Origin of the sequence: Leifsonia sp. 1010, from assembly GCF_031455295.1 — a bacterium.
In the GTDB taxonomy this organism is placed as follows: domain Bacteria; phylum Actinomycetota; class Actinomycetes; order Actinomycetales; family Microbacteriaceae; genus Leifsonia.
Genome location: NZ_JAVDSL010000002.1, coordinates 126,942 through 149,464, shown reverse-complemented (window position 1 = coordinate 149,464; position 22,523 = coordinate 126,942). Strand labels below are relative to the sequence as shown.

At 70.5% G+C, this 22,523-nt stretch carries 20 protein-coding genes; 16 read left to right on the top strand and 4 right to left on the bottom strand.

The window, feature by feature from the left end:
- Positions 1–55 precede the first annotated feature (55 nt).
- Entirely contained in the window at positions 56–1,210 is a 1,155-nt protein-coding gene (locus J2Y42_RS11450; RefSeq protein ID WP_309858513.1) for an SLC13 family permease, read from the bottom strand.
- 62 nt (positions 1,211–1,272) lie between these two features.
- Here J2Y42_RS11450 and J2Y42_RS11445 point away from each other — a divergent pair, with 62 nt between their 5' ends.
- Positions 1,273–1,491, top strand: coding sequence for a hypothetical protein (locus tag J2Y42_RS11445; RefSeq protein WP_309858510.1), 219 nt, complete (start codon positions 1,273–1,275; stop codon positions 1,489–1,491).
- Between the two features lie 129 nt (positions 1,492–1,620).
- The gene (locus J2Y42_RS11440) at positions 1,621–2,082 is read left to right on the top strand and encodes a hypothetical protein (RefSeq protein WP_309858507.1); all 462 of its coding nucleotides are present in this window, start codon (positions 1,621–1,623) and stop codon (positions 2,080–2,082) included.
- Between the two features lie 38 nt (positions 2,083–2,120).
- On the opposite strand, the gene J2Y42_RS11435 is transcribed toward J2Y42_RS11440, so the two are convergent.
- Positions 2,121–3,497 carry a glucose-6-phosphate dehydrogenase gene (locus tag J2Y42_RS11435; RefSeq protein WP_309858505.1) on the bottom strand — a complete coding sequence of 459 codons (1,377 nt, stop codon included), beginning with the start codon at positions 3,495–3,497 and terminating at the stop codon, positions 2,121–2,123.
- Positions 3,498–3,526: 29 nt separating this feature from the next.
- Here J2Y42_RS11435 and J2Y42_RS11430 point away from each other — a divergent pair, with 29 nt between their 5' ends.
- Genes J2Y42_RS11430 through J2Y42_RS11420 form a run of 3 tightly spaced genes read left to right on the top strand, consistent with a single transcriptional unit; the run spans position 3,527 to position 6,104 of the window.
- The gene (locus J2Y42_RS11430; RefSeq protein ID WP_309858502.1) at positions 3,527–5,302 is read left to right on the top strand and encodes a glycoside hydrolase family 15 protein; all 1,776 of its coding nucleotides are present in this window, start codon (positions 3,527–3,529) and stop codon (positions 5,300–5,302) included.
- Complete coding sequence (clpS, locus tag J2Y42_RS11425; protein WP_309858497.1) at positions 5,299–5,601, top strand: ATP-dependent Clp protease adapter ClpS; 303 nt, start codon at positions 5,299–5,301, stop codon at positions 5,599–5,601. The genes J2Y42_RS11430 and clpS overlap by 4 nt, the downstream gene beginning before the upstream one ends.
- Entirely contained in the window at positions 5,571–6,104 is a 534-nt protein-coding gene (locus J2Y42_RS11420; RefSeq protein ID WP_309858494.1) for a DUF2017 family protein, read from the top strand. The genes clpS and J2Y42_RS11420 overlap by 31 nt, the downstream gene beginning before the upstream one ends.
- A 277-nt stretch (positions 6,105–6,381) precedes the next feature.
- Here the strand turns inward: J2Y42_RS11420 and J2Y42_RS11415 are convergent, their stop codons facing one another.
- Positions 6,382–7,503 carry a hypothetical protein gene (locus tag J2Y42_RS11415; protein WP_309858491.1) on the bottom strand — a complete coding sequence of 374 codons (1,122 nt, stop codon included), beginning with the start codon at positions 7,501–7,503 and terminating at the stop codon, positions 6,382–6,384.
- 185 nt (positions 7,504–7,688) lie between these two features.
- Here J2Y42_RS11415 and J2Y42_RS11410 point away from each other — a divergent pair, with 185 nt between their 5' ends.
- The 8 genes from J2Y42_RS11410 to J2Y42_RS11375 all read left to right on the top strand — a co-directional run bounded on the left by J2Y42_RS11410 (position 7,689) and on the right by J2Y42_RS11375 (position 17,397).
- Positions 7,689–9,776: a hypothetical protein gene (locus J2Y42_RS11410; RefSeq protein ID WP_309858488.1), complete on the top strand. Its 2,088-nt coding sequence runs from the start codon at positions 7,689–7,691 to the stop codon at positions 9,774–9,776.
- A gap of 7 nt (positions 9,777–9,783) precedes the next feature.
- Entirely contained in the window at positions 9,784–10,806 is a 1,023-nt protein-coding gene (locus J2Y42_RS11405; protein ID WP_309858486.1) for a LacI family DNA-binding transcriptional regulator, read from the top strand.
- Positions 10,807–10,842: 36 nt separating this feature from the next.
- Complete coding sequence (locus tag J2Y42_RS11400; RefSeq protein WP_309858483.1) at positions 10,843–12,135, top strand: sugar ABC transporter substrate-binding protein; 1,293 nt, start codon at positions 10,843–10,845, stop codon at positions 12,133–12,135.
- 2 nt (positions 12,136–12,137) lie between these two features.
- On the top strand, positions 12,138–13,115 hold the full coding sequence (locus J2Y42_RS11395) for a sugar ABC transporter permease (RefSeq protein ID WP_309858482.1): 978 nt from the start codon (positions 12,138–12,140) through the stop codon (positions 13,113–13,115).
- Positions 13,112–14,023: a carbohydrate ABC transporter permease gene (locus tag J2Y42_RS11390; RefSeq protein WP_309858479.1), complete on the top strand. Its 912-nt coding sequence runs from the start codon at positions 13,112–13,114 to the stop codon at positions 14,021–14,023. The genes J2Y42_RS11395 and J2Y42_RS11390 overlap by 4 nt, the downstream gene beginning before the upstream one ends.
- A 39-nt stretch (positions 14,024–14,062) precedes the next feature.
- On the top strand, positions 14,063–15,088 hold the full coding sequence (locus J2Y42_RS11385) for a hypothetical protein (RefSeq protein WP_309858477.1): 1,026 nt from the start codon (positions 14,063–14,065) through the stop codon (positions 15,086–15,088).
- Positions 15,085–16,146 (top strand): glycosidase, encoded by a 1,062-nt coding sequence (locus J2Y42_RS11380; protein WP_309858474.1) that lies wholly within the window; start codon positions 15,085–15,087, stop codon positions 16,144–16,146. The genes J2Y42_RS11385 and J2Y42_RS11380 overlap by 4 nt, the downstream gene beginning before the upstream one ends.
- Before the next feature lie 105 nt (positions 16,147–16,251).
- The gene (locus J2Y42_RS11375) at positions 16,252–17,397 is read left to right on the top strand and encodes a hypothetical protein (RefSeq protein ID WP_309858471.1); all 1,146 of its coding nucleotides are present in this window, start codon (positions 16,252–16,254) and stop codon (positions 17,395–17,397) included.
- Here J2Y42_RS11375 and J2Y42_RS11370 read toward each other — a convergent pair.
- A complete protein-coding gene (locus J2Y42_RS11370; protein WP_309858469.1) occupies positions 17,306–19,198 on the bottom strand; it encodes a glycoside hydrolase family 15 protein in 1,893 nt (630 codons plus the stop codon). The genes J2Y42_RS11375 and J2Y42_RS11370 overlap by 92 nt on opposite strands.
- Positions 19,199–19,351: 153 nt before the next feature.
- Here J2Y42_RS11370 and J2Y42_RS11365 point away from each other — a divergent pair, with 153 nt between their 5' ends.
- The 3 genes from J2Y42_RS11365 to J2Y42_RS11355 all read left to right on the top strand — a co-directional run bounded on the left by J2Y42_RS11365 (position 19,352) and on the right by J2Y42_RS11355 (position 22,486).
- Positions 19,352–20,749 (top strand): MFS transporter, encoded by a 1,398-nt coding sequence (locus J2Y42_RS11365; protein WP_309858466.1) that lies wholly within the window; start codon positions 19,352–19,354, stop codon positions 20,747–20,749.
- 100 nt (positions 20,750–20,849) lie between these two features.
- Complete coding sequence (locus tag J2Y42_RS11360; RefSeq protein ID WP_309858463.1) at positions 20,850–21,191, top strand: YciI family protein; 342 nt, start codon at positions 20,850–20,852, stop codon at positions 21,189–21,191.
- A gap of 14 nt (positions 21,192–21,205) precedes the next feature.
- Positions 21,206–22,486, top strand: a complete 1,281-nt coding sequence (locus J2Y42_RS11355) for a sigma-70 family RNA polymerase sigma factor (RefSeq protein WP_309858459.1) — start codon at positions 21,206–21,208, stop codon at positions 22,484–22,486.
- Positions 22,487–22,523 lie beyond the last annotated feature (37 nt).

Genomic DNA, 22,523 nt, shown 5'->3' with positions numbered 1-22,523 from the left:
CGTTATCGCCGGGCGATAACGGCGTGTTGCGGCCCACAGACCGCCGGGACCGGGGCTAGACGGTCAGCGAGAGGGCGAGCGTCGCGAGCACGACCGTCACCGGCGCAACGATCAGGCCCAGGAGCATGTAGCGGCTCCAGCGGATCTCTACGTCGAAGGACGTCAGCCGCTGGTGCCAGAGCAGGGTCGCGAGCGACGCCCACGGCGTGATCAGCGGACCGGCGTTGACGCCGACCAGCAGCGCCGCGAGGCGGGCAGGGCTGTCGGCCACCGGCTCCAGCGCCAGGTACGCGGGCAGGTTGTCGATCGCGTTCGCCCCCACCAGCCCGGTCAGCGACAGCCGCAGCAGCGCCAGCGGCGACTCCCCCGTACCCGAGATCGTGGCCATGAGCGTCGCGAGGCCGGCCGCGTGCAGCGCCTCGATGAACAGGAACAGGCCGGAGGCGAGCAGCACCAGCTGCCAGGGCACCAAGCCGAACCGCAGCACGCTGCGGCGCCGGACCAGGAACACCACTGCGAGGACGACCGCGGCGATGCTCGTCGGCAGCCACACCGGCAGACCGGAGACGAGGAGCGGGACGAGCGCCACCACCACGGCGCCCGAGATCCAGAACAGCACAGGATCCTCGATGCCGTCCTCCTCCCCCGTCTCGTAGCGGACCAGCAGCGACTTCCGGGCGATCACGAACACGACGATCATGGGCACGATCATCGCCACCAGCGCGGGCGCCAGCATCAGTGCCGCGAACGCTGCGGGGGTCGGGTCGCCCATGGCGTGCTGGGCCAGCAGGTTGGTGAGGTTGGAGACCGGGAGCAGCAGGGAACCGGCGTTCGCCATCCACACGGTCGTCAGCGCGAACGGCAGCGGGTTGAGCCCGGCGTGCCGCGCCATGACGATGACGACGGGCGTGAGCAGCACCGCGGTGGTGTCGAGCGACAGGAAGATCGTGCTGAGCGCGGCCACCACCACGACCAGCAGCCAGAGCACCCAGGCGCGCCCCCGCCCCCAGCGTGCGGTCTGCTGCGCGAGGACGGTGAAGACGCCCGCTTCGGCCGCGAGTTCCGTGACGACCGTGATGGCGACGACGAACAGCAGGATGGGCCAGACGCGGTCCCACAGCTCGACGGCCTCGGGGACGGGCAGCAGGCCGGTGGCCACGGCGATTCCGCCGAGCACGAGGAGCACGGCGCCCACGACAGCGGTGCGCATCCTCCTCCTCCCGGTCCCGACTGTGGAAGCGTACGCTACGGGACGACCCCGAAAGGAACGGCATGCGCAAGTACCTCTTCAACGGAGCCGTGATCAGTGCGGCGATCGGCCTGTGGACCACCATCCAGTCGTCCAAGAGCGGACCGCGCGACTGGCGCATCCCGCTGATGTGGATCAACGCGGCGATCTCGCTGACGCTGGCGATCGGAGCGGTGCTGCAGGAGTCGAAAGAGGCGTCCGAGCGCGAATCCAAGCCGCTGGGTTCGCGAAAAGGGCGTTGACCCGCTGATTTCCGCCGAAATCCCCGGCGTGTTGCGCCGTGTCGCAACACATGTGTCCAGGACACTTGTATACAACGGTGAACCTGGAAGGGGTGCGCGATGTTTGGTCGGAGGCGACACGCTGCGGCAGTGCCGGCGGCTCCTGTTCCGCAGCTGACGGACGCCCAGATCCTCGAGCTCGTGCACACCAAGGTGGCGGAGCTCATCGGAGAGAAGGGCGAGTGGACCGTTGTCCGCCGCGCTCACGACGACACCGACACCATCTTCCACTCGATCCTCGCCCAGTCGGTCTCGGTCGGCATCGCCGCCGCGATCGCCGAGGCCCGCCGTCGCCTGGAGGCCGGCGAAAGCCTCACGGAGCCGCAGCACCTCGCCGCCGCCGTCGCGGACGAACCCGTCGTCGTCACGGCCGAGGTCGTCGAGACCGCACCCGCCGCAGCCGTCGTCGAGACCGCTGCCGCAGAGGTCGCGACGCCGGAAGCCGAGCCCGCCGCCTTCGGCTGGGAGCCCGCGCCGATCACGCAGTGGACCGACCTGCGCAAGCCGGTCACCGGCGAGTTCCCGCTCGTCTCGTACCGCTCCGCGGCCTGAGCCGGCGCCGGTTCAGCCGGCACCGCCACGGGCGCGGATCACCCCAGCGGCGCCCAGTCCTCCGGACCCTCCGACCCCGCCGGATACTCCTGCAACGGGACGCTGCCGTCGTGCCAGGCGGTCAGCACCGGCTCCACGATCCGCCAGCACTCCACCGCCGTGTCCGCGCGCACCGACAGCGACGGATCCCCGTCGAGGATGCCCTCCAGCACCTCGCCGTAGGCCAGCAGCGCGCCGGGGCCGAAGTCGGCGGTGAGGCTGGCGCGCTCGAGCTCGTACGGGTTGTCGGTGCCGTTGATGTTGATGTCGAGCGACATCGAGTCCGGGGCGAACATCAACCGGAGCTGGGCCGGCTCCATCGCGCCCTTCAGCCCGGTCGGCACGTGCTGGGCCGGCACGAAGGTGATGACCATCTCACGTCGGCGGCTGCCGAGCGCCTTACCCGACCGGAGGGTGAACGGCACGCCCTTCCACCGCCAGGTGTCCACCTGCAGCGTCACCTCGGCCAGTGTCTCCGTCTCGCGCGCCGGGTCGACGCCGCTCTCGTCGGCGTAGGCCGGGAGCTTCTTGCCGTCGATCTCCCCCGCCGCGTAACGGGCGCGCCGGCTCGCGGTGACCGGGTCGCCGCCCCACACCTTCGTCGCACGCAGCACCAGCTGCTTGGCGTCGCGCAGGTCGGCCTCGCCCAGCGTCGACGGCGGCTCCATGGCCAGGACCGCCATGACCTGCAGCAGGTGGCTCTGGATCATGTCGATGAGTGCGCCGGCGCCGTCGTAGTAGCGCGCCCGTCCCTCCAGGGCCAAAGTCTCGTCGTAGATGACGTCGACGCGCTCGATGTGCAGGCCGTCCCAGAGCGGCTCCAGGATGCTGTTGGCGAACCGCACGCCGAGGATGTTGAGCACGCTGGAACGCCCGAGGAAGTGGTCGACGCGGTGGATCTGCTCCTCCGGCACGAGCTTCGCGAGCTGCGCGTTCAGCCGGATGGCGCTCTCGCGGTCCGTTCCGAACGGCTTCTCCAGCGCCAGCGTGAGCCCCTTCGGCAGGTCGAAGGTGCCGAGAGCATCGCACGCCTTCGCCGTCACGGCGGGAGGCAGCGCGAAGTACAGCGCCGGGACCCCGTCCACGCTCGCGAGAAGCGACTTCAGGTCATCCGCGCTGGTGGCGTCGCCCTTCACGTAGCGGGTGCCGACGAGCAGGCGCTCCACCGCATCCCCCTTCGCGTCGACCGTCGCGAACGACGTCGTGACGATCTTCCGCCAGGCGTCGTCGTCGAGGTCGTCGCTGCTCGAGCCGACCAGGGCGAACGCGCGGTCCGGCTGGTCGGTGAGCAGCTGTCCGATGGCGGGGAGCAGGAGCCGTGACGTGAGGTCGCCGGATGCTCCGAGAATCACAAGAGTGTCCACGGACTGCGTCATGCCGTTCACAGTACGTCCATACTGGGAATATGTCGCTCCCCATCGAGGATTACGCCCTGATCAGTGACTGCTTCACCGGGGCCCTTGTCGGGAAGGACGGAAGCATCGACTGGCTGTGCCTCCCCCGCTACGACTCGCAGTCCATGTTCGGCGCCCTGCTGGGCACCGAGGACCACGGCCGGTGGCTGGTCGCGCCGGACGACGCCGCGGCGATCAGCACGCGCCACTACGAGAAGGACACGATGATCCTCGTCACGCGGTGGCGCACCGCCGACGGCGAGGTGGAGGTCGTGGACGCGATGCCGATGGGCGACCACCGCGCCGACATCATCCGGCGCGTCCGCGGCGTCAGCGGCACGGTGCAGATGCGTCAGGACCTGCGCATCCGCTTCGGCTACGCGACCGCCATCCCCTGGGTCCGCCAGGAGAAGGAGGAGCGGCCGCACGCCCTCATCGCGGTGGCGGGGCCGGACGCGATCGTCGTCCGCGGCTCCGAGCTCCACGCGGCCAACCACTCCCATGAGGGGTCGTTCACGGTGCGCGCCGGCCAGACCGTCGACCTCGTCCTCACCTGGTTCCCGTCGCACCGCGAGGCGCCGCCCGCGCTCGACGTCGACAACGCCCTGCAGCACACCCGGGAGTGGTGGACCGACTGGGCCAGCGGCTGCGCCCACGAGGGTCCGTACCGCGACGAGGTCGTGCGGTCACTGCTCCTGCTCCGCGCGCTGTCGCACCTGGAGACCGGCGGCATCGTCGCCGCGGCGACCACCTCGCTGCCCGAGGCGTTCGGCGGTCAACGCAACTGGGACTACCGCTACGTGTGGCTGCGCGACGCGTCGCTGACGATCGGCGTGCTGCTCGAGCACGGCTACAACGACTCCGTCGACCACTGGCGCGACTGGCTGCTCCGCGCGATCGCGGGCGATCCCGGCGACGTGCAGATCATGTACGGCCTCGCCGGAGAGCGCGACCTCTCGGAACGCATCATCGACAGCCTGCCCGGCTACCAGGGCGCGCATCCCGTGCGGGTCGGCAATGGCGCATCCACCCAGTTCCAGGCGGACGTGATCGGCGAGGTCATGCTCGGCCTCGACCACGGTCGGCGCGCGGGCAACACCGAGACCCGGTTCTCGTGGGCGCTGCAGCGCGCACTGATGGGCTACCTGGAGCAGCACTGGCGCGATCCGGACCACGGGATCTGGGAGATCCGCGACAAGCCGCAGCAGTTCACCCACTCCCGCGCGCTCGTGTGGGCGGCGTTCGACTGCGCGATCCGCGGCGTCGAGGAGTACGGGCTGGATGGCCCGGTCGAGCGCTGGAAGCGCGAACGCGACGCCATCCGCGCCGACATCGAGGCGAACGGCTGGGACGCGCATCGCGGCACGTACGTGCAGCACTACGGCACGACCGCCGTCGACGCCTCCCTGCTGCAGCTGGCGCAGGTCGGCTACGTCGACGCGGACGACCCCCGGATGCTCGGAACCGTGCGCGCTCTCGAGGAGGACCTACTGCGCGACGGCCTGCTGCTGCGCTACCGCACCGAATCCGGAGTGGATGGGCTGCCGCCCGGCGAGCATCCCTTCCTGGCCTGCTCGTTCTGGCTGGTCGAGCAGTACGCCCGCTCGGGTCGCCTGGCGGACGCGACGCGGCTCATGGACCGGCTGGTCGGCCTGGCGAACGATGTCGGCATGCTCTCCGAGGAATACGACGTCGACGGGCGCTCCCACGCGGGCAACACACCGCAGGCACTGACCCACCTGGCGCTGGTGCGGGCGGCGGACGCCATCGCGGAGGCGACCGGATGACGGACGCCGGCACGCTGGAGCAGACCGGAACGCGAGAGCAGACGGACGAGCTCCTCGAACTCGGCTCGCCGTGGGTGACGATCGTCTGGAACGACCCCGTCAACCTGATGAGCTATGTGACCTACGTGTTCCAGACGTACTTCGGCTTCCCCCGCGCGGAGGCGGAACGGCGCATGATGCTGGTGCACACCGAGGGTCGCGCCGTCGTCGCGACGGGCACCCGCGAGGAGATGGAACGGCACGTGGAGGCCATGCACGAGTACGGGCTGTGGGCGACGCTGCAGAAGGCGGACGCGTGATCCCGTTCCACCGCAGGCGTCGTGACGGGCGCGTGGTCGCCTCCTTCGCGGCGGACGAAGCCCGGCTGCTGCTGTCGCTCGCCGACGAAGCGGCCGAGCTGGCGCGCGCCGCCGCCTCCCCCGACGGCCCGCAGGCGGATCCGGCGCTCGGACGCCTGCTGCCCGACGCATATCCCGACGACCCGGAGGCGTCGGCCGAGTTCCGCCGGTTCACCGCGGAGGGCCTCGCCGACCGCAAGGAGCACAACGCGCGGCTGATGGCGCGGACGCTCGGCGAGCCGACCGGCAGACGCACCGAGGTGGCGCTTGACGACGCCGAGGCGAGCGCGTGGCTGCGGACGATCACCGACCTCCGGCTGGTCCTCGCGGCGCGCCTCGGCATCCACGAGGACGGCGACGAGGGCGACATCCACGACGAGGAGTCGGCGATGCAGCGCGCGGTCTACGACTGGCTGGCCGCGGTGCAGGAGTTCCTCGTGCTGGCGGTCCGCCCGCGTCGCTGACGCGCGGCGCCGCCGGAAACGGAGGACGCCCCCGGCGGCGCGGCCCGCGCGTCGAAACGGAGGTGGACGCGGCCCGTACCCGGTCCCCGACCCTCCGTTTCGTGCCTCACGTCGGCGTGTCGGCCCAGGCGTCCTCCGTTTCCGTTCCCGCGCGGAACGGAGGAGAAACGCCCGGTGGATGGGCCATTTCGGCGCGAACGGAGGGGATGCGGGCGGAATCTGGGCTGGGTACCTCCGTTTCCGTCGGCGTCGGAAACGGAGGAGAAACGGAGCGACGTCAGACCGGGAAACGGACGGCGGCCGCGGCCGCACCGCCGCCCGGCACGTCCTCCGCCCGGAGCGCGTACACCTTCGCTTTGGAGGACAGCGCGCGGCGGAGGACCTCATCCACCACGCCGTACTCGCCCGGGCTGTCGTCGTCGCCGAACGTGATCGCGCCGGTCTCGTCGTCGACACTGCCAGGCACGCGGCGGTCGATGTCGATGACGAGCGACTCGACCGCGCCGAAGGTCGCAGCGCGCGCGATGTCGCTGAGGTCGACGAGGGCCGTCCCGGCGGCGATCCGCGCCTCGTACGTCTCGCGCAGAGCGGCCACCTTGCTCGCGTACAGCCGGTCGAGCACCACCCGCGCCGCCGCAGCGAGCTCCTCGTCGGTCTTCTCCTCCGGGTTGCCGCCGATCACCTCGGAGACGAGGTGCGGGTGCTCCCCCGCCCCCTTGAAGATGCCCAGCAGCGGCTCCGCGGCGGCGAGGATGAGCGGCTCGGTCGAGTTGGCGAGCAGCGGATGGAGGGCGCGCTCGATCGCCTGCACGTACTCCAGCATCCGCACCTTGTGGCCCTCGGAGCCCTGGATGCGCCCGTCGGCCTGCCGTCCACTGATCGACGGGAGTCCGACGGCCGAGGCCGCATCCGTCGGCATCCCCGCCACCTCTATCCGCTCGGGCGACTGGTCGGGAGTGATCCGCAGCAGGCGCACGGAGTTGCCGGCGAGGGCGAGGATGAGCGCGGTCTGCGGGAACGTGAGCGCACGCAGCAGAGGCTTCACGTAGAAGCGGTCCGCGATCTCGCACGCGGTGGTCAGTCGGTTCGGCAGGCGGAAGGTCTCCGCCAGCTCGCCGTCGAGGAACACCGCGAGCGACCGCGACTGGTAGCGCCAGAAGTCGCGGTCGTCGAGGATCCGCTCCCCCTCCGCCTGGATGCTCTGGATGCGCGAGCGCGGCACCTCGAGCTTCTCGAGTGCCCGCTGCGCCGACGCCAGGTGGTTCTTGAGCTCGATGCGGGCGCGGTCGGCCTCGGCCGGGGTCGTCCCGGTCGGCAGGTAGACGCTGACGCATCCGGGTTGCCGGAAGCCGGCTATCCGTTCGACGTCGGCCTGGGTCGGGATGTCCTTGTACTCCACGGAAGTCCTCCTGCCCCGCCGTCATGGCGTGGTCGATCGCGGTACGGTGCGGCCAGTCTCGTCGCGCGACCGGGGCCTTCACAAGACTCACGTTGACTTTTGCCGCCAGCGCGCCTACCGTCCTTTAAACCGGTTTAGATGATGACCCCCGCTCGGGGGCCGCTCCACCATGAGGGGTCGCGACGATGCGTAACCGAGAACTGAAGACACCGCGGGCTGCGCTCGCTCTCGCGCTGGGCGCGACGCTGGCGGTGACCGCCGTCGCCCTGCCCGCGCAGGCCGCGACCACCGCGCCGGCGACCGTCCGCAGCGCCTCCGCCACCGCGGACGCCGCACCGCCGAAGCTCACCAATCTGGCGCACCTCGACTTCCTGCTCGACGATGTCCCGCTCCTCGCGGGCGTCGCCGGCCACACTACGTACCGTGCCGCCGAGGAGCCGGTGGCCCGCGCCCCCTGGGTGTACGCCGACCGGCAGTCCGACGGCACCTTCCACCGCGTCGGCGGCGGCCCGATCACCGATGCCGCGCGCGGCTGGTACGCCCAGGGCGCGTACGACGCCGACGACATCTCCCGCGCCGCGGTCGTCTACCTCCGCGATTGGAAGCAGAACGGCACGGCATCCAGCCGCACGTCGGCCTACGAACTGCTCCGCTCGCTCACCTACCTGCAGACGACGGACGGCCCGAACGCCGGCAACGTGGTGCTCTGGCAGCAGCACGACGGCACGCTCAACCCGTCCGCCATCCCGAAGGAGCTGCCCGACCCGTCCGACTCGGCCGAGTCGTTCTGGCTCGCCCGCACCGTCTGGGCGCTCGGCGAGGGCTACGCGGGCTTCCGCGACGCCGACCCCGCCTTCGCGTCGTTCCTCGGCGACCGGATGCAGCTGGCGCTCGGCGCCCTCGGCCGCCAGTCGCTCGCCCAGTACCCGCAGACGCAGGTCGCCAACGGCGTCACCGTCCCCGGCTGGCTGATCGTCGGCAGCGCCGGGGCGACGGCGGAGGCCGTGCTCGGCCTGAGCGCGTACGTCTCCGCCCGTCCGGCGGACACAGCCGCGCGCACCGCCCTCGCCCACTACTCGGAGGGAATCGCGAAGCTGCAGAGCGGCGGCATCGGCCAGTGGCCGTTCGGCGCCCTGCTGCCCGAGGCGAACTCCCCCACCTTCTGGCACGCCTGGGCCGGTATGCAGCCCGCCGCCCTCACCGCGGCGTCCACGACCCTCGGCGACGCCTCCCTGCAGCGCAGTGCGACCACCGACCTCGCCCAGTTCACCGCCCAACTGCTCGCGACCGGCGGACCGGACAACGGCTGGACGCCGACCCCGGCCGACCGCACCCAGATCGCCTACGGCGTCGATTCGCGACTCGAGGGACTCGTCGCCGCGGCCGACGCGACCGGCGCCGGCGGACTCGCCGCGCTGGCCGGAGCGCAGGCCGCCTGGTACTTCGGGGCCAACCGCGCCGGCGTTCCGGCGTACGACCCGGCGACCGGTGTCTGCGTCGACGGCATCGCGGCCGACGGCACGGTCAACCGCAACTGCGGAGCCGAGTCGGTCATCCACACCCAGCTGAGCATGCTCGCGCTGGATGCGCATCCCGCCATCGCCCGCGCCGCCACCGCCCTCACTCGCACGACCGCGACGCAGGGCCTCACGGTGGTCGAGGCGGAGTCCGGCACGACGACCGGCACCGTCACCACCGTCACGCCGCCGTCGGCATGGACGGGCTCGGCCAACTGGTCGGGCGGCGCCTACCTGCAGGCCTCCGACCGCTCCACCGTCACGGTCACGCTTCCGACGGGCCACCCGGCGGCGCGCATCCTGCCGATCGCCGACCTCGGCCCGGGCGGAGCGGGCACGACCTCCTGGACCGCCTCGGTCGGCCGCTTCACCCTGCCCCTCGGCCGGACCGACAACGTCCGCCCCGGTGAGCAGGGCATCGCGCCCAGCCCGGTGTTCCTGCTGCCGCAGACCCTGCCCATCCCCGTTCCCGCCCAGGCCACGACGGTGACCGCGCGTGTCTCCGGGACCGCCCGGCTGGACGCCCTGCTCGTTCAGCCCGTCGTGTCGCACCTCGGGCTCGCGGGCAGCAGCAGCCTCGACGTCTACATCAACGCGACGAAGCTGCCGGTGCCGCAGAAGCTGGATGCGACGGGCCCGGTCACCGCGACCAGCTACGACTCGTCCGGCCGCCAGGTCAGCCGCACGCAGACCGTCGGAGCCCACGGCATCATCGTGGTCCTCCCCGGCGGCTTCACCACGGTGACCCCGAAGTGAGCGCCGCATGAATCCGGCCAACGTCACGATCAACGACGTCGCCCGCGCCGCGGGCGTCAGCAAGTCGCTCGTGTCGCTGACCCTGAACGCCCGGCCGGGGGTCGCGAGCGAGACGCGGGAGCGTATCCTGCAGACCGCGCGCGACCTCGGCTGGACACCGCATCCCGGCGCCCGCGGGCTCAGCACCCGGCGCGCCTACGCCCTCGGGCTGGTGCTGCGGCGCGAACCCCGCACGATCGAGGTGGACCCGTTCTTCGCCTCGTTCATCGCGGGAGTGGAGACCGTGCTCGCCGAACGCGGCAACGTGCTCGTGCTGACCGTCGTGCCCGACCGCGCTGCCGAGGAACGTGCGTATGAGCGGCTCGTCGCCGACAAGCGCGTCGACGGGTTCCTGCTCACCGACCTCTTGGCCGCGGACGAACGCATCCCGCTGATCTCGCGGCTCGGCTCCTACGCCGTGTCGCTCGGCGAACCGCCCGGCGGCAGCCCCTTCCCCGTCATCACCCGTGACTACGACTCCGGCATCGACGAGCTCGTCCGGCACCTCGTGCAGCTCGGGCACCGCCGCATCGCCCACGTCTCGGGCGACGAGCGGATGCTGCACGGGCTCCGCAGGCGCGAGCGCTTCGAGCTCGCCGCGGCGGCGGCCGGGATCTCGCCCGTCGTCGTCACCACAGACTTCTCTCCCGAGCAGGGCGCCGAGGCCACCAAGGCCCTGCTCGAGACAGAGGACCGCCCGACCGCGATCGTCTACGGGAACGACCCGATGGCGATCGCGGGCATGGGCGTCGCTCATGAGCGAGGGCTCGACCTCCCGGCCGAGCTCTCCATCACCGGACTGGACGGCTCGCACATCGGGTCGTTCGTCTACCCCTCCCTCACCACCCTCGACAACGACCCGGCCGGCTGGGGAACCGCCGCCGCCACCGCGCTGCTGCGGCTGGTGGAGGACGGCGAACCCGGCGACGTCGCGCTGCCGCCCGCCCGGCTGGTAGTGCGCGCCTCCACCGCCCCGCCGTCGGCCGGCTGATCGACCCCACCCCCACACCCACCGAAAGGCAGAGACATGCGAAAGCGCAGGATCGCCATCTCCCTCATCACGGCCGGCATCGTCGCCGGCACTCTGGCCGCGTGCGGCTCGAGCGGAGGCGGCAGCACGGACGCCATGAAGGCGCACGGCCCGATCACCATCTGGTACTCGAACAACACCCAGGAGGTGCAGTGGGGCAAGGCCATGGTCTCGGCCTGGAACTCCGCGCACCCCAAGGAGAAGATCAAGGCGCAGGAGGTGCCGGCCGGCAAGAGCACCGAGGAGGTCATCGGCGCCGCCATCACCGCGGGAACCACGCCGTGCCTGGTGTTCAACAATCTTCCGGCCGCCACCGGCCAGTGGCAGAAGCAGGGCGGCCTCGTCGACCTGTCGAAGTTCCCGGACGGCAACAAGTACATCGAAGCCCGCAGCGGTGACGCCGCGGCCCAGTACAAGTCGGCCGACGGCGACTACTACCAGATGCCCTGGAAGCAGAACCCCGTCATGATCTTCTACAACAAGGCCATCTTCCAGAAGGCCGGCCTCGACCCCGAGAAGCCCGACCTGTCGACCTACGACAAGTTCCTGGCCGCCGCGCAGAAGATCAAGTCGTCCGGCGCAGCGCCGTACGCGATCTACCCGGCTCCGACGAGCGAGTTCTTCCAGGTGAACTTCGACTACCTGCCGCTGCTCGCCGCCCAGACCGGTGGCAAGACCTTCATCGAGGACGGCAAGGCCACCATCGCCGACCAGGACTCGCTGGATGTCGCCAACTTCTGGAAGACCATCTACAGCGACGGGCTCGCCGGCAAGGAGCAGTACCAGGGCGACGCGTTCCAGGACGGCAAGTCCGCCATGGCCATCGTCGGCCCGTGGGCGATCGCGTACTACGGCGACAAGGTCCAGTGGGGCTCCGTCCCCGTCCCGACCAAGGACGGCAAGGCGGCCGACGAGACCTACACCTTCCCGGACGCGAAGAACATCGGCATGTACACCTCCTGCAAGAACCAGGGGACGGCGTGGGATGTGCTGAAGTTCGCGACCAGCCAGGAGCAGGACGGCAAGCTGCTCGACGTCAGCGGCCAGATGCCGATCCGCAAGGACCTGGCCACCACCTACGCGTCGTACTTCGAGTCGCACCCCGCGTACAAGGAGTTCGGTGCGCAGAGCGCTCGCACGGTGGACGACCCGACCGGCACCAACACCATCGCGCAGATGCAGGCCCTGCGTGACGCCTACACGAAGGCGGTCGTGAACGGCAGCGGATCGGTGGAGGACGTCTTCAAGGCGGCAGCCGACAAGATCGACAAGCTCCAGGCCCAGAAGTAGCCATGAGCACCTCCGTCCGCGGTTCTGACACCGCACGGCCGGCGGCGGGCGCCTCGCCCGCCGCCGGGTCGGGGCGCACGCACCGGCCGCCGCTCGTGCAGCGCATCCTGGGCGCCAATCCGCTCGGCTGGCTGTTCAGCGCGCCGTACCTCGTCTTCGTGCTCGCGATCTTCGCGTTCCCGCTGTGCTTCGCGGTGTACATGTCGTTCTTCGACTACTTCTTCGCGGCGCCCGGGGCGAACGTTGATCGCCCGTTCGTCGGGTTCGACAACTACATCCAGGCGTTCACCGACCCCCAGGTGCTGCAGTCGTTCGTCAACGTCGGCATCTTCCTGATCATCAACGTGCCGCTCACCGTCATCCTGTCGCTGCTGCTCGCCTCGGGGCTCAACAGCATCGTGCGGTTCCGCACCTTCCTGCGGGTGAGCTACTACGTGCCGTACGTGACAGCGAGTGTGGCGACCATCGCCGTCTGGCTGTTCCTGTTCGGCCAGAACGGACTCGTCAACCAGATCCTCGGTCCGCTGGCGCCGAGCCCGAGCTGGCTCTCGAACCCGGCCCTCGCCATGCCCTCCATCGCGATCTACGTCACGTGGAAGGGTCTCGGCTTCTACATCCTGCTGTACCTCGCGGCGCTGCAGAACGTGCCGACCGAGCTGTACGAGTCGGCCGCCACCGACGGCGCGGGCAAGATCCGGCAGTTCATGTCGGTGACTGTGCCCGGCGTGCGTCCGGCGACCGTGCTGGTGCTGCTGCTCGCGACGATCACCGGCGCGAACCTGTTCACGGAGCCCTATCTGCTCACCGGTGGCGGCGGGCCGGAGGGACGATCCGCCTCGCCGGTGCTGCTGATCTATCAGCAGGGCATCCAGCAGGGTCACCCGGGATACGCCTCCGCGATCGGGGTCATCCTCGTCATCGGGGTGCTCATCATCGGCTGGCTGCAGAACCGCTTCGTCGGAGGGAGGAACGAGTCATGACCACGGAGACCACACCGCGCGCCGTCGCACCGGCACGGAAACGGCGCCGGAGGGACCTGGGGACTCCGCGGCGGCTGAGCCGCGGGCAGACGATCCTGCAGGGCATCGTGCTGGCGCTCGGCGCCATCGCGTTCCTGTTCCCCTTCTACTACATGCTGGTCGGGTCGCTGCAGACGGCCCCCGACACGACGATCGCGGGCGCCTTCCCGAACCCGGGAAACCTGACGCTGCAGAACTACGCCGAGATCAACTCGCGCATCAACCTGGTGACCGGCCTCGTGAACTCGGGGATCTTCACCGGCGGCGTGCTGCTGGGCACGGTCGTGTTCGGCGTGCTGGCCGGGTACTCGCTCGCCGTGCTGCAGTGGCGCGGACGCGGGGTCACCTTCGCCCTGGCGCTGCTGGTGCAGACCATCCCGTTCCAGCTGCTGATGATCCCGCTGTACGTGCTCATCGCACGCAACTACGGGCTCGCCGACAACTACCTCGGGATGATCCTGCCGTTCGCGATCAACTCGGCGGCCGTGCTCATCTTCCGGCAGTACTTCCTGCAGCTCCCGAAGGAGCTGTTCGACGCCGCCCGCGTGGATGGCGCCGGCGAGTTCCGGCTGCTCTGGCGGATCGCGCTGCCCCTGGTGCGACCTGCTCTCGTCACGGTGCTGCTGCTCACCTTCATCGGCCCGTGGAACGAGTTCCTCTGGCCGTTCCTGATCACGAAGGAGGCGAGCCTCCAGCCGCTGGCCGTTTCGCTGGCGAACTACATCTCGACGGTCGCGGGGTCCACCGCGAACCCGTACGGCGCGATCCTCTCCGGAGCCGTCGTGCTGGCCGCACCCGTCGTCATCCTGTTCATCGTGTTCCAGCGCTACTTCACCTCCACCGATCTGGGCTCGTCCGTCAAGGGCTGACCCACCGCGTCCATCCACAGAAACGAACCACGGGAGACCATGGACACCGTCCACACCGCACCGGCGGAGCACGACGCCCTGCTGGCGAGCTACCGCGAAGCGCTCGCGCACACCAACGCCCTCACCGACCGCATCTCGACCGACCAGTTCTCGGCGCACTACCCGGCGCGCCCGGACTGGGCGATCGGGCCGTTCGTCCGTGACGACGCGCTGACCTTCCGCCCGGAGGGCCAGTGGGACGACCCGACCGGGGTGGGATGGACGAGCGACTCGGTCTTCAACCCGACCGTGATCCAGCGGGGCGACGACGTGCACCTGTTCTACCGGGCGTCGCCGCGCAAGGAGTCGACCGCCAGCCGGATCGGTCACGCGGTCCGGCGGGACGGCGTGTGGCACGACTCCCCCGCCAACCCGATCCTCTATCCGACGCTCGCGAACGAGACGCTCGGTGTCGAGGACCCGAAGGTCTACGCCCTCGACACCGGCTACGTGCTCTTCTACAACGCGATCTGGCGACGGGATGACGGATCCGTCGCCGTCGACATCATGAGCGCGGTCTCGGACGACCTCGAGCACTGGACCAAGCGCGGCCTCGTCGTCCCCTACGAGGTGTCGGAGTACTGGGCGAAGGGAGCCGTCATCCCGCGCGACGAGCACGGCCGGGCGGTGCGCATCGGCGGCGAGTACCTCATGTTCCTGTCCGAGGGATGCGGCGGCCGGCCCACGATCGGACGCTCGACCGACGGCCTCGAGTGGCGCTTCGAGGTGCAGCCCTACCTCGACCTGTCGCCGCTCCCCGGCACGCTGTTCGAGGTCGCCTGCGCCGTCGTCGACGGCGACCGGCTTGTGCTCGACTTCTTCTACGCCGACGCCGACGGCGACTTCGCCGCAGCGCAAGCGCTGTACCGGCTCGACGACCCGTTCACCCAGCTGGAGCTCAACCGCGGCGGCTCGCTCGCCTGGGGCGGGCTCCAGAAGCTCGACGACCGCTGGTCATTCGCCCAGGGATGGGATGCTCCGCCCGGGGTCCGCGAACTGTACTTCTACAAGGAGGTGGACGCATGAGCGCGTTCCCGTACCGGCTCTCGCGCGCGGGCGTCGTGATGACACCCGTCGCCGGCGACCCGCTCGAGGCGGAGGGGGTGCTCAACCCCGCCTCCGGCCGCGGCCCCGACGGCGACCTGTACCTGCTGCCGCGTCTCGTCGCCGAGGGCAACGTCTCGCGCGTCGGCCTCGCCCGCGTGATCACGGAGGACGGCGTCCCGGTCGCCGTCGAACGCCAGGGCGTCGTCCTCGAACCGGACCGCCCCTTCGAGCGCGGCCGATCGAACGCGGGCGTCGAGGACCCGCGCATCACGTTCATCCCGTCGCTCGGGCTGCACGTGATGACGTACGTCGCCTACGGACCGCTCGGCCCGCACACCGCCGTCGCGATCTCCGACGACCTGCGCGCCTGGCGGCGGCTCGGCCCGGTGTCGTTCGAGTACGACGACGAGCTCGGCATCGACCTGTCGCTCTTCCACAACAAGGACACCGTGTTCTTCCCCGAACCGGTCACCGCGCCCGACGGCACGCCGAGCCTCGCCGTGCTCCACCGGCCGGTGTGGGATCTGGGCGAGATTCGTCCGGGCGAGGGCGAGCATCCCCCAGCCGGCGAGAGCCGTCCGAGCATCTGGATCGCGTTCATCCCCGTGGATGCCGTGCAGAGCGACCTGCGCGAGCTGGCGCGCTGGCGGCAGAACCGGTTCCTCGCGGGTCCCGAGTTCCCGTTCGAGGAGCTCAAGATCGGTGCGGGCCCGGCGCCGCGCCGGGTCCCCGAAGGCTGGCTGCTCATCCACCACGGTGTCACCGGCCGACTGGAGTCGGGGGTCGCGCAGCAGAAGAACGTCAACTACGCCGCCGGCGCGATGATCCTCGACGGCGACGAGCCGTGGCGGGTGCTCGACCGCACCCCTGAGCCCCTGCTCTCGGCCGAGACGGAGGACGAGCGGAGCGGAATCGTGCCCAATGTCGTGTTCCCGACCGCCATCGAGACGGTGGACGGCCGCGACTGGGTGTTCTACGGCATGGCGGACTCGAAGATCGGCGTCGCGCTGCTAGAGCGGGTGCCCTCGTCCGACTGACGTCACGCCCGCGTCCCGCACCTCGCACTCGGCGGGAACGATGCCTGGTGCCCGCGCTCCGCACGGCGGTACAGTGAGCGCGTTCCCGGCCGGCGAGGTGGTGACATGGGCGACACCGTTGGGCAGATGCGGCGCACTCCGCTGCTCAAGGCGGAGGGCGCCGCCATTGTCGCGGGCGCCGCGGCGTTCGTCCTCGCGGGCATCGTCGCGCTCCCGCTGTTCTGGGGTCGCGACCTGCCGATCGCGGGACCGGACTCCGTCGGCCAGTTCGTCGCGTACGCGGGCGGGATCGTCGCCGTCCTGGCGTACGTGGTCGGGAGGCTGTGGATGCGCGACGGTCTCACCCCGTTCGCCGCCTCCGGCGAGCGGCGGCGGCCGGGCGTCTCCCCGGTCGACGTGTTCGACACCATCGCCATCGCCGTGGCGCACGGCGTCATCGCGCTCCTCGGCTGGCTGGTGCTCGGAACAGTGCTCGCCGACGGCTTCCAGGACGCGACGGTGTACTTCCTCTCGGCATCCGCACTCGCCGCGACCGCGGCGGCCGTCACCGGGTACGCCGTGTTCCTGTCGGCGGTCAACATGAGCCTGATGCGGCTGTCCACGGTGCTCGCCGCCTTCGTCATCGTCGGCATCCTCACGGCGATGCTCAGCGCCCCGGACCCGCACTGGTGGATGCTGCACCTGAGCGCCCTGGGCATGACCCAGTCGATCTCGTCGCTCTCGTTCAACCTGACCCTGATCATCGCCGGCGTGATCGTCACGGCGATGGCGCGCTACGCGACGGACACGCGCTTCCTGGCCCCGGTGTCGGAGGGTGATCCGGTCGCCGACCGTCGACGCGCCGCGCTCATTCGGGTGCGCGTCGGACTCATCCTCATCGGGGTGCTCCTCGCGGGGGTCGGGCTCTTCCCGCTGAACGTCTCGCAGGTGTTGCACAACGTGTCGGCGGTCGGGATGGTGCTGGTGTTCTCGCTCGTCGTCTTCTGGGTGCGGGCTGCACTGCCGGAGGCTCCGATCGCGTTCTTCGTGCTCGGTTACGTGTTCTTCGCGACGATCGTCGCCGTCCTGCTGTTCTTCGTCGTCGGCTACTACGTGCTCACGGCGACAGAGCTCGTGGCCGGCGTCGTGGTGTTCGCCTGGCTCATCGTCTACCTGCGCGTCAGCGGCGCGGTCGGCCGGAGGTCGCCCGCGGGCCGGCCGGAGGAGCCGCCTCTCGCTTCTGCTGCCGGTCGAGCGCAGCGTCCAGAGTGATCGCCGCTCGGATCAGCGCGAGGTGGGTGAACGCCTGCGGGAAGTTGCCCAGCTGCAGCCCCGCCGGGTCGATCTCCTCGGCGAACAGCCCCAGGTGGTTGCCGTAGGTCAGCATCTTCTCGAAGGCGTACTGCGCCTCGTCGATCCTGCCCGCATCCGTCAAGGCGTTCACGTAGAAGAAGGAGCACAGCGAGAAGGTCCCCTCCGCACCGGGCAGGCCGTCCGGCGACGCGGCCGGGTTGTAGCGGTACACCAGACTGTCGGTCACCAGCTCCTCGGTAATGGCGTCGAGCGTCGACAGCCACATCGGGTCCTGCGGCGAGATCATGCCGACCAGCGGCATCAGCAGGGTGATCGCATCCACGACGTCGGTGCCCGGGTACTGCACGAACGCCTGCCGGTCCGGATTCCAGCACCGGGTGAACACCTGCTCGTAGATGGCATCGCGCGCCTCGAGCCACTCCTCGAGAGGAGCGGGCAGCCCCCGGTCGCGGGCGATGGCGATGGCCCGGTCGAAGGCGACCCAGCACATGATGCGTCCGTACGTGAAGTCCTTGCGGCCGCCGCGCGTCTCCCAGACGCCCTCGTCCGGCTGGTCCCAGTTCGCCACCAGCCAGTCGAGGATCCGGCACAGCTTGCTCCAGCCGGGATGCCCGATCGGCCGGTAGCGCTCGGTGGCGTACAGCGCGTCGAGCGCCTCCCCGTAGATGTCGAGCTGCAGCTGGTCGGCGGCGCCGTTGCCGATGTTCACCGGACGCGACCCCGCGTACCCCTCGAAGTCCTCCAGTTCGCGCTCTTCCAGGTCGGAGGAACCGTCGATCCGGTACATGATCTTCAGCGGGCCCGAGCTCTCCCCGGCCTGTTCGGCGACCCGGTCGGAGACCCACAGCGCGAACGCGATCGCCTCCTCGGTGTAGCCGAGCGCGAGCAGCGAGAAGACGGAGAACGAGCCGTCGCGGATCCAGGTGTAGCGGTAGTCCCAGTTGCGCACTCCCCCGAGCTGCTCGGGTAGCGCGGCCGTCGGCGCGGCGACCAGTCCGCCGCTCGGCGCGTACTGCAGCAGCTTCAGCACCATGGCGGATCGCTCCACCGACTCGCGCCAGCGGCCCGCGTACGTGCTGCGCTGAAGCCACTCGCGCCAGAACGCCACGGTCTCGCGGAAGGCCGTCTCTCCGGCGTCCGCGGTGAGCGGCTCGGCTCCGGACTCCGGCGCGGTCTGGAAGACGAAGAGCCGGAGTTCTCCCGCGGAGACCGTGACCGTCGCATCCACATCGCCACCGGCGAGGTCGAGGCCGCCCAGCTCATCCGCCGTCAGCCCGGTGAGGGACGCGCGGACCGCGTCGCCCTCGAACACCACGCCGCCGTCGACTGCGCTCGCCGTGTGGTGACGCCGACCGAAGTCGAACCGCGGACGGCACTCGATGTGGAAGTCCAGTTCGCCACGGACCACCCGGATGCCGCGCAGCACCATGCGGTTGTCGCTCGGGATGGTGGGCTCGTCGGCGACGGGCATGAAGTCGATCACCTCGCCGACTCCGGACGGACACATGAACCGGGTGATGAGGACGGCCGTCTGCGGGAAGTACATCTGCTTGATCCGCATCCCGTCGTCCTCCGCCCGGATGCGGAAGAAGCCGCCCTTCTCGCGGTCGAGCAGCGACGAGAAGACCGCCGGCGAGTCGAAGCGCGGTGCACAGAACCAGTCGATCGACCCCTCGGTCGAGACGAGGGCCACCGTCTGCAGGTCGCCGATCAGTCCGTGGTCGGCGATATCCGGGAACGCGTTCTCGGTTGCGGCCATGATGTGCCCCCTCCGGTCGATGGCGGGATGGTAACCCCGCGGACACGTGACCGGCGAGAGAGATCTTCGGCTCCGGTGGATTGCCGTCTACCCGAGGGCGCACCCGCGGAGCTAGCATCCGGGCGGAGTCCGCCCTCCCGATCGGAGGTCACCATGACCGCAGCAGCCGTCGGCGTCTCGCACGCATCGGTCCGGCGCCTGATCGCGCCGCTCGCGCTCGCGCAGTTCATCTGCAGCTTCGCGGGCTCGAACATGAACGTGATGATCAACGACATGTCGAAGGATCTCGACACGACCGTCCAGGGCATCCAGGTCAGCATCACGCTGTTCCTGCTGACCATGGCCGCCCTGATGATCCCGGCGGGCAAGCTGACCGACAAGATCGGCCGGAAACGCTGCTTCACCCTCGGGCTCATCGTCTACGGCATCGGCGCGATCATCAGCGCGCTCTCCCCCGGGCTGTGGGCGCTCATCCTCGGCAACAGCATCCTCGAGGGGATCGGGACGGCGCTGCTGATCCCGCCGGTCTACATCCTGACCACCCTCTACCTGCCGGACATCGCGACGCGTGCCTGGGCGTTCGGGATCATCAGCGCGCTCGGCGGCATCGGCGCCGCCGCCGGTCCGCTGATCGGCGGCCTGATCACCAGCGCGATCAGCTGGCGGGCTGCGTTCCTGTTCCAGGCGCTCATCATCGTGATCATCCTGCTGCTCAGCCGTCGTCTGACCGACCCGGTGCCTGCCGACCCCGACCGGCCGTTCGACGTCGTCGGCGCTGTGCTCTCCGCCCTCGGACTGTTCGTGCTGGTGCTCGGCATCCTCGCGGCCGACACCAGCGTCCCGCTGATGATCGCCCTCGTCCTCGCCGGGATCGTCATTCTCGCCGGTTTCTTCTGGTGGGTGCGCAGCCGCGAGCGCGCGGGCAAAGAGGTGCTGCTCTCCACTGCCTTATTCAAGAACCGGGTGTCGAACATCGCGCTGATCACCCAGAACCTGCAGTGGGTGCTGCTGATGGGCACGTCGTTCACGGTGTCCGCCTACCTCCAGGTGGTGCGCGGTCACAACGCCATCGAGACCGGCGTCATCTTCACCGCGGCGACGGTCGGACTGCTCCTGACATCGCTGGTGGCCGGGAGGCTGGCGAAGCGCTTCTCGCAGCGGGGTCTCATCCTGACCGGGTTCGTGCTCTGCATCCCCGGGGTGGTGCTGCTGATCTGGCTGGTGGCGGTGAGCACGACGGAATGGTCGTTCGTGCCCGGGCTGTTCCTGATCGGCGCCGGGCTCGGACTGATGCTCACGCCGTCGGTGAACGTCGTGCAATCGGCGTTCCCCGAGAAGGCGCAGGGCGAGATCTCCGGGCTGTCGCGGAGCGTATCCAACCTGGGATCGACGCTCGGCACGGCGATCGCCGGCACCATCCTCGTCGCCAACATCGACGCGGGCGGGGCGGCGTACGGCACCGCGATGGCCGTGCTGGCGATCCTCGGCGTCGGCGGCCTGATCGCCGCGCTGTTCCTGCCGGAGGACCGTCACCGGCGCGCGACCGCGTGAACGGCGGCGGATTCCGCCGTCGCTGTCGAGAATGCGGCAGGGTGTTCGTGTAGACGGTGAGAGCGCACCCCTCAGCGGCGCTCCGGAGAGGAACACGACAATGACCCAGTACCTGCTCAGCGTCTACCAGCCGGATGGAGCAGCTCCGGCGCCCGAGGTGCTCGCCGCCATCGGACGCGACCTCGACGCCCTGAACGCCGACATCCGGGCCGCCGGCGCGTGGGTGTTCTCGAACGGCCTCCTCCCGATCTCCGCCTCCACCGTGCTGCGCCCGCAGGATGGCGACGTCCTGGTCACCGACGGCCCGTTCGCCGAAGGCAAGGAGCATCTCGGCGGCTTCACGATCGTGGAGGCGCCCGACTTGGATGCGGCACTCGAGTGGGGCAGGCGGCTCGCGCTGGCCACCACGCTGCCGATCGAGGTGCGGCCCTTCGCGGAGTGACGGGAGCACCCGGGATGGAGAACGGTGCAACGGTTCCGCTGCCGGACGCCGACGCGATCACGTCGGTGTTCCGCGAACAGTACGGCCGCGCCGTCTCCGTGCTGTACCGCGTCTTCGGCGACCTCGACCGCGCAGAGGATGCGGTGCAGGACGCCTTCGCCGTCGCCGCCGAGCGCTGGCCGTGCGACGGCATTCCACCCGCACCGGCCGGCTGGATCATCACGACGGCCCGTCGCCGCGCGATCGACCGGCTGCGACGGGATGCGGTCGGGCGCGAGAAGGAAGCCGAGGCGGCCCTGCTGCGGCAGCTGACCGACGACGGCCATGCGGATGCCGACGAGGATGCCGACGACCCCGCCGACGCCATCGCCGACGACCGCCTCCGCCTCGTCTTCACCTGCTGCCATCCCGCCCTGTCGCCGGAGGCCCGCGTCGCCCTGACCCTCCGCCTGCTCGGCGGGCTGACCACCGCCGAGATCGCCCGGGCGTTCCTCGTGCCCGAGCCGACGATGGCGCAGCGCATCTCGCGCGCGAAGGCGAAGATCCGCGACGCGCGCATCCCGTACCGCATCCCCTCCGCCGACGACCTCCCCGCCCGGCTACGGTCCGTGCTGGCCGTGGTGTACCTCGTGTTCAGCGAGGGGTACGCAGCGAGCGCCGGCGACCGGCTCGTACGGGAGGAGCTGTGCACGGAGGCGATCCGGCTGGCGCGCGAACTGCGTTCCCTGCTGCCGGACGAGGAGGAGGTGCTCGGCCTCCTCGCCCTGCTGCTGCTGGTGGATGCGCGCCGAGCGGCCCGGGTCGACGCGGCGGGCGCTCTCGTCCCGCTCCCCGAGCAGGACCGGTCCCGCTGGAACGCGGAGCAGATCGCCGAGGGCCACGAGCTAGTCCGGAAATGCCTGGCGCGCGGGCGGCCGGGTCCGTATCAGCTGCAGGCGGCCATCCAAGCGGTGCATGACGACGCCCCGACGGCCGCGGACACGGACTGGCCGCAGATCGTCGCCCTCTACGACCAGCTGCTGCGCGCCTCCCCCACGCCCGTGGTCGCGCTGAACCGTGCGGTCGCCGTAGCCGAGGTGCAGGGACCGGATACGGGCCTGGCCGCGCTGGACCCGCTGCGCGAACCGCTCGCCGGCTTCTACCTGCTCCACGGCGTGCGGGCCGGGCTCCTGCTGCGCGCCGGGCGGACGGCCGAGGCCGCGCACGAATACGGCGTCGCCGCCTCGCTGTGCGGCGGTGACGCCGAGCGGGCGTTCCTGCTCGAGCGACGGGACGCCCTCACGCGGCGGGACTGACCGGCCCTTCCCCGCCCGCGGTCTCAGGCGCACAGTG

What these genes read in the sequence shown, in the direction of transcription:
- clpS (WP_309858497.1), top strand. Translation starts at nt 5,299, where the DNA reads ATGACGGACGCCGGCACGCTGGAGCAGACCGGAACGCGAGAGCAGACG.
- J2Y42_RS11380 (WP_309858474.1), top strand. Translation starts at nt 15,085, where the DNA reads ATGAGCGCGTTCCCGTACCGGCTCTCGCGCGCGGGCGTCGTGATGACA.
- J2Y42_RS11365 (WP_309858466.1), top strand. Translation starts at nt 19,352, where the DNA reads ATGACCGCAGCAGCCGTCGGCGTCTCGCACGCATCGGTCCGGCGCCTG.
- J2Y42_RS11430 (WP_309858502.1), top strand. Translation starts at nt 3,527, where the DNA reads ATGTCGCTCCCCATCGAGGATTACGCCCTGATCAGTGACTGCTTCACC.
- J2Y42_RS11445 (WP_309858510.1), top strand. Translation starts at nt 1,273, where the DNA reads ATGCGCAAGTACCTCTTCAACGGAGCCGTGATCAGTGCGGCGATCGGC.
- J2Y42_RS11360 (WP_309858463.1), top strand. Translation starts at nt 20,850, where the DNA reads ATGACCCAGTACCTGCTCAGCGTCTACCAGCCGGATGGAGCAGCTCCG.
- J2Y42_RS11385 (WP_309858477.1), top strand. Translation starts at nt 14,063, where the DNA reads ATGGACACCGTCCACACCGCACCGGCGGAGCACGACGCCCTGCTGGCG.
- J2Y42_RS11435 (WP_309858505.1), bottom strand. Translation starts at nt 3,497, where the DNA reads ATGACGCAGTCCGTGGACACTCTTGTGATTCTCGGAGCATCCGGCGAC.
- J2Y42_RS11405 (WP_309858486.1), top strand. Translation starts at nt 9,784, where the DNA reads ATGAATCCGGCCAACGTCACGATCAACGACGTCGCCCGCGCCGCGGGC.
- J2Y42_RS11370 (WP_309858469.1), bottom strand. Translation starts at nt 19,198, where the DNA reads ATGGCCGCAACCGAGAACGCGTTCCCGGATATCGCCGACCACGGACTG.
- J2Y42_RS11450 (WP_309858513.1), bottom strand. Translation starts at nt 1,210, where the DNA reads ATGCGCACCGCTGTCGTGGGCGCCGTGCTCCTCGTGCTCGGCGGAATC.
- J2Y42_RS11390 (WP_309858479.1), top strand. Translation starts at nt 13,112, where the DNA reads ATGACCACGGAGACCACACCGCGCGCCGTCGCACCGGCACGGAAACGG.
- J2Y42_RS11395 (WP_309858482.1), top strand. Translation starts at nt 12,138, where the DNA reads ATGAGCACCTCCGTCCGCGGTTCTGACACCGCACGGCCGGCGGCGGGC.
- J2Y42_RS11355 (WP_309858459.1), top strand. Translation starts at nt 21,206, where the DNA reads ATGGAGAACGGTGCAACGGTTCCGCTGCCGGACGCCGACGCGATCACG.
- J2Y42_RS11400 (WP_309858483.1), top strand. Translation starts at nt 10,843, where the DNA reads ATGCGAAAGCGCAGGATCGCCATCTCCCTCATCACGGCCGGCATCGTC.
- J2Y42_RS11375 (WP_309858471.1), top strand. Translation starts at nt 16,252, where the DNA reads ATGGGCGACACCGTTGGGCAGATGCGGCGCACTCCGCTGCTCAAGGCG.
- J2Y42_RS11410 (WP_309858488.1), top strand. Translation starts at nt 7,689, where the DNA reads ATGCGTAACCGAGAACTGAAGACACCGCGGGCTGCGCTCGCTCTCGCG.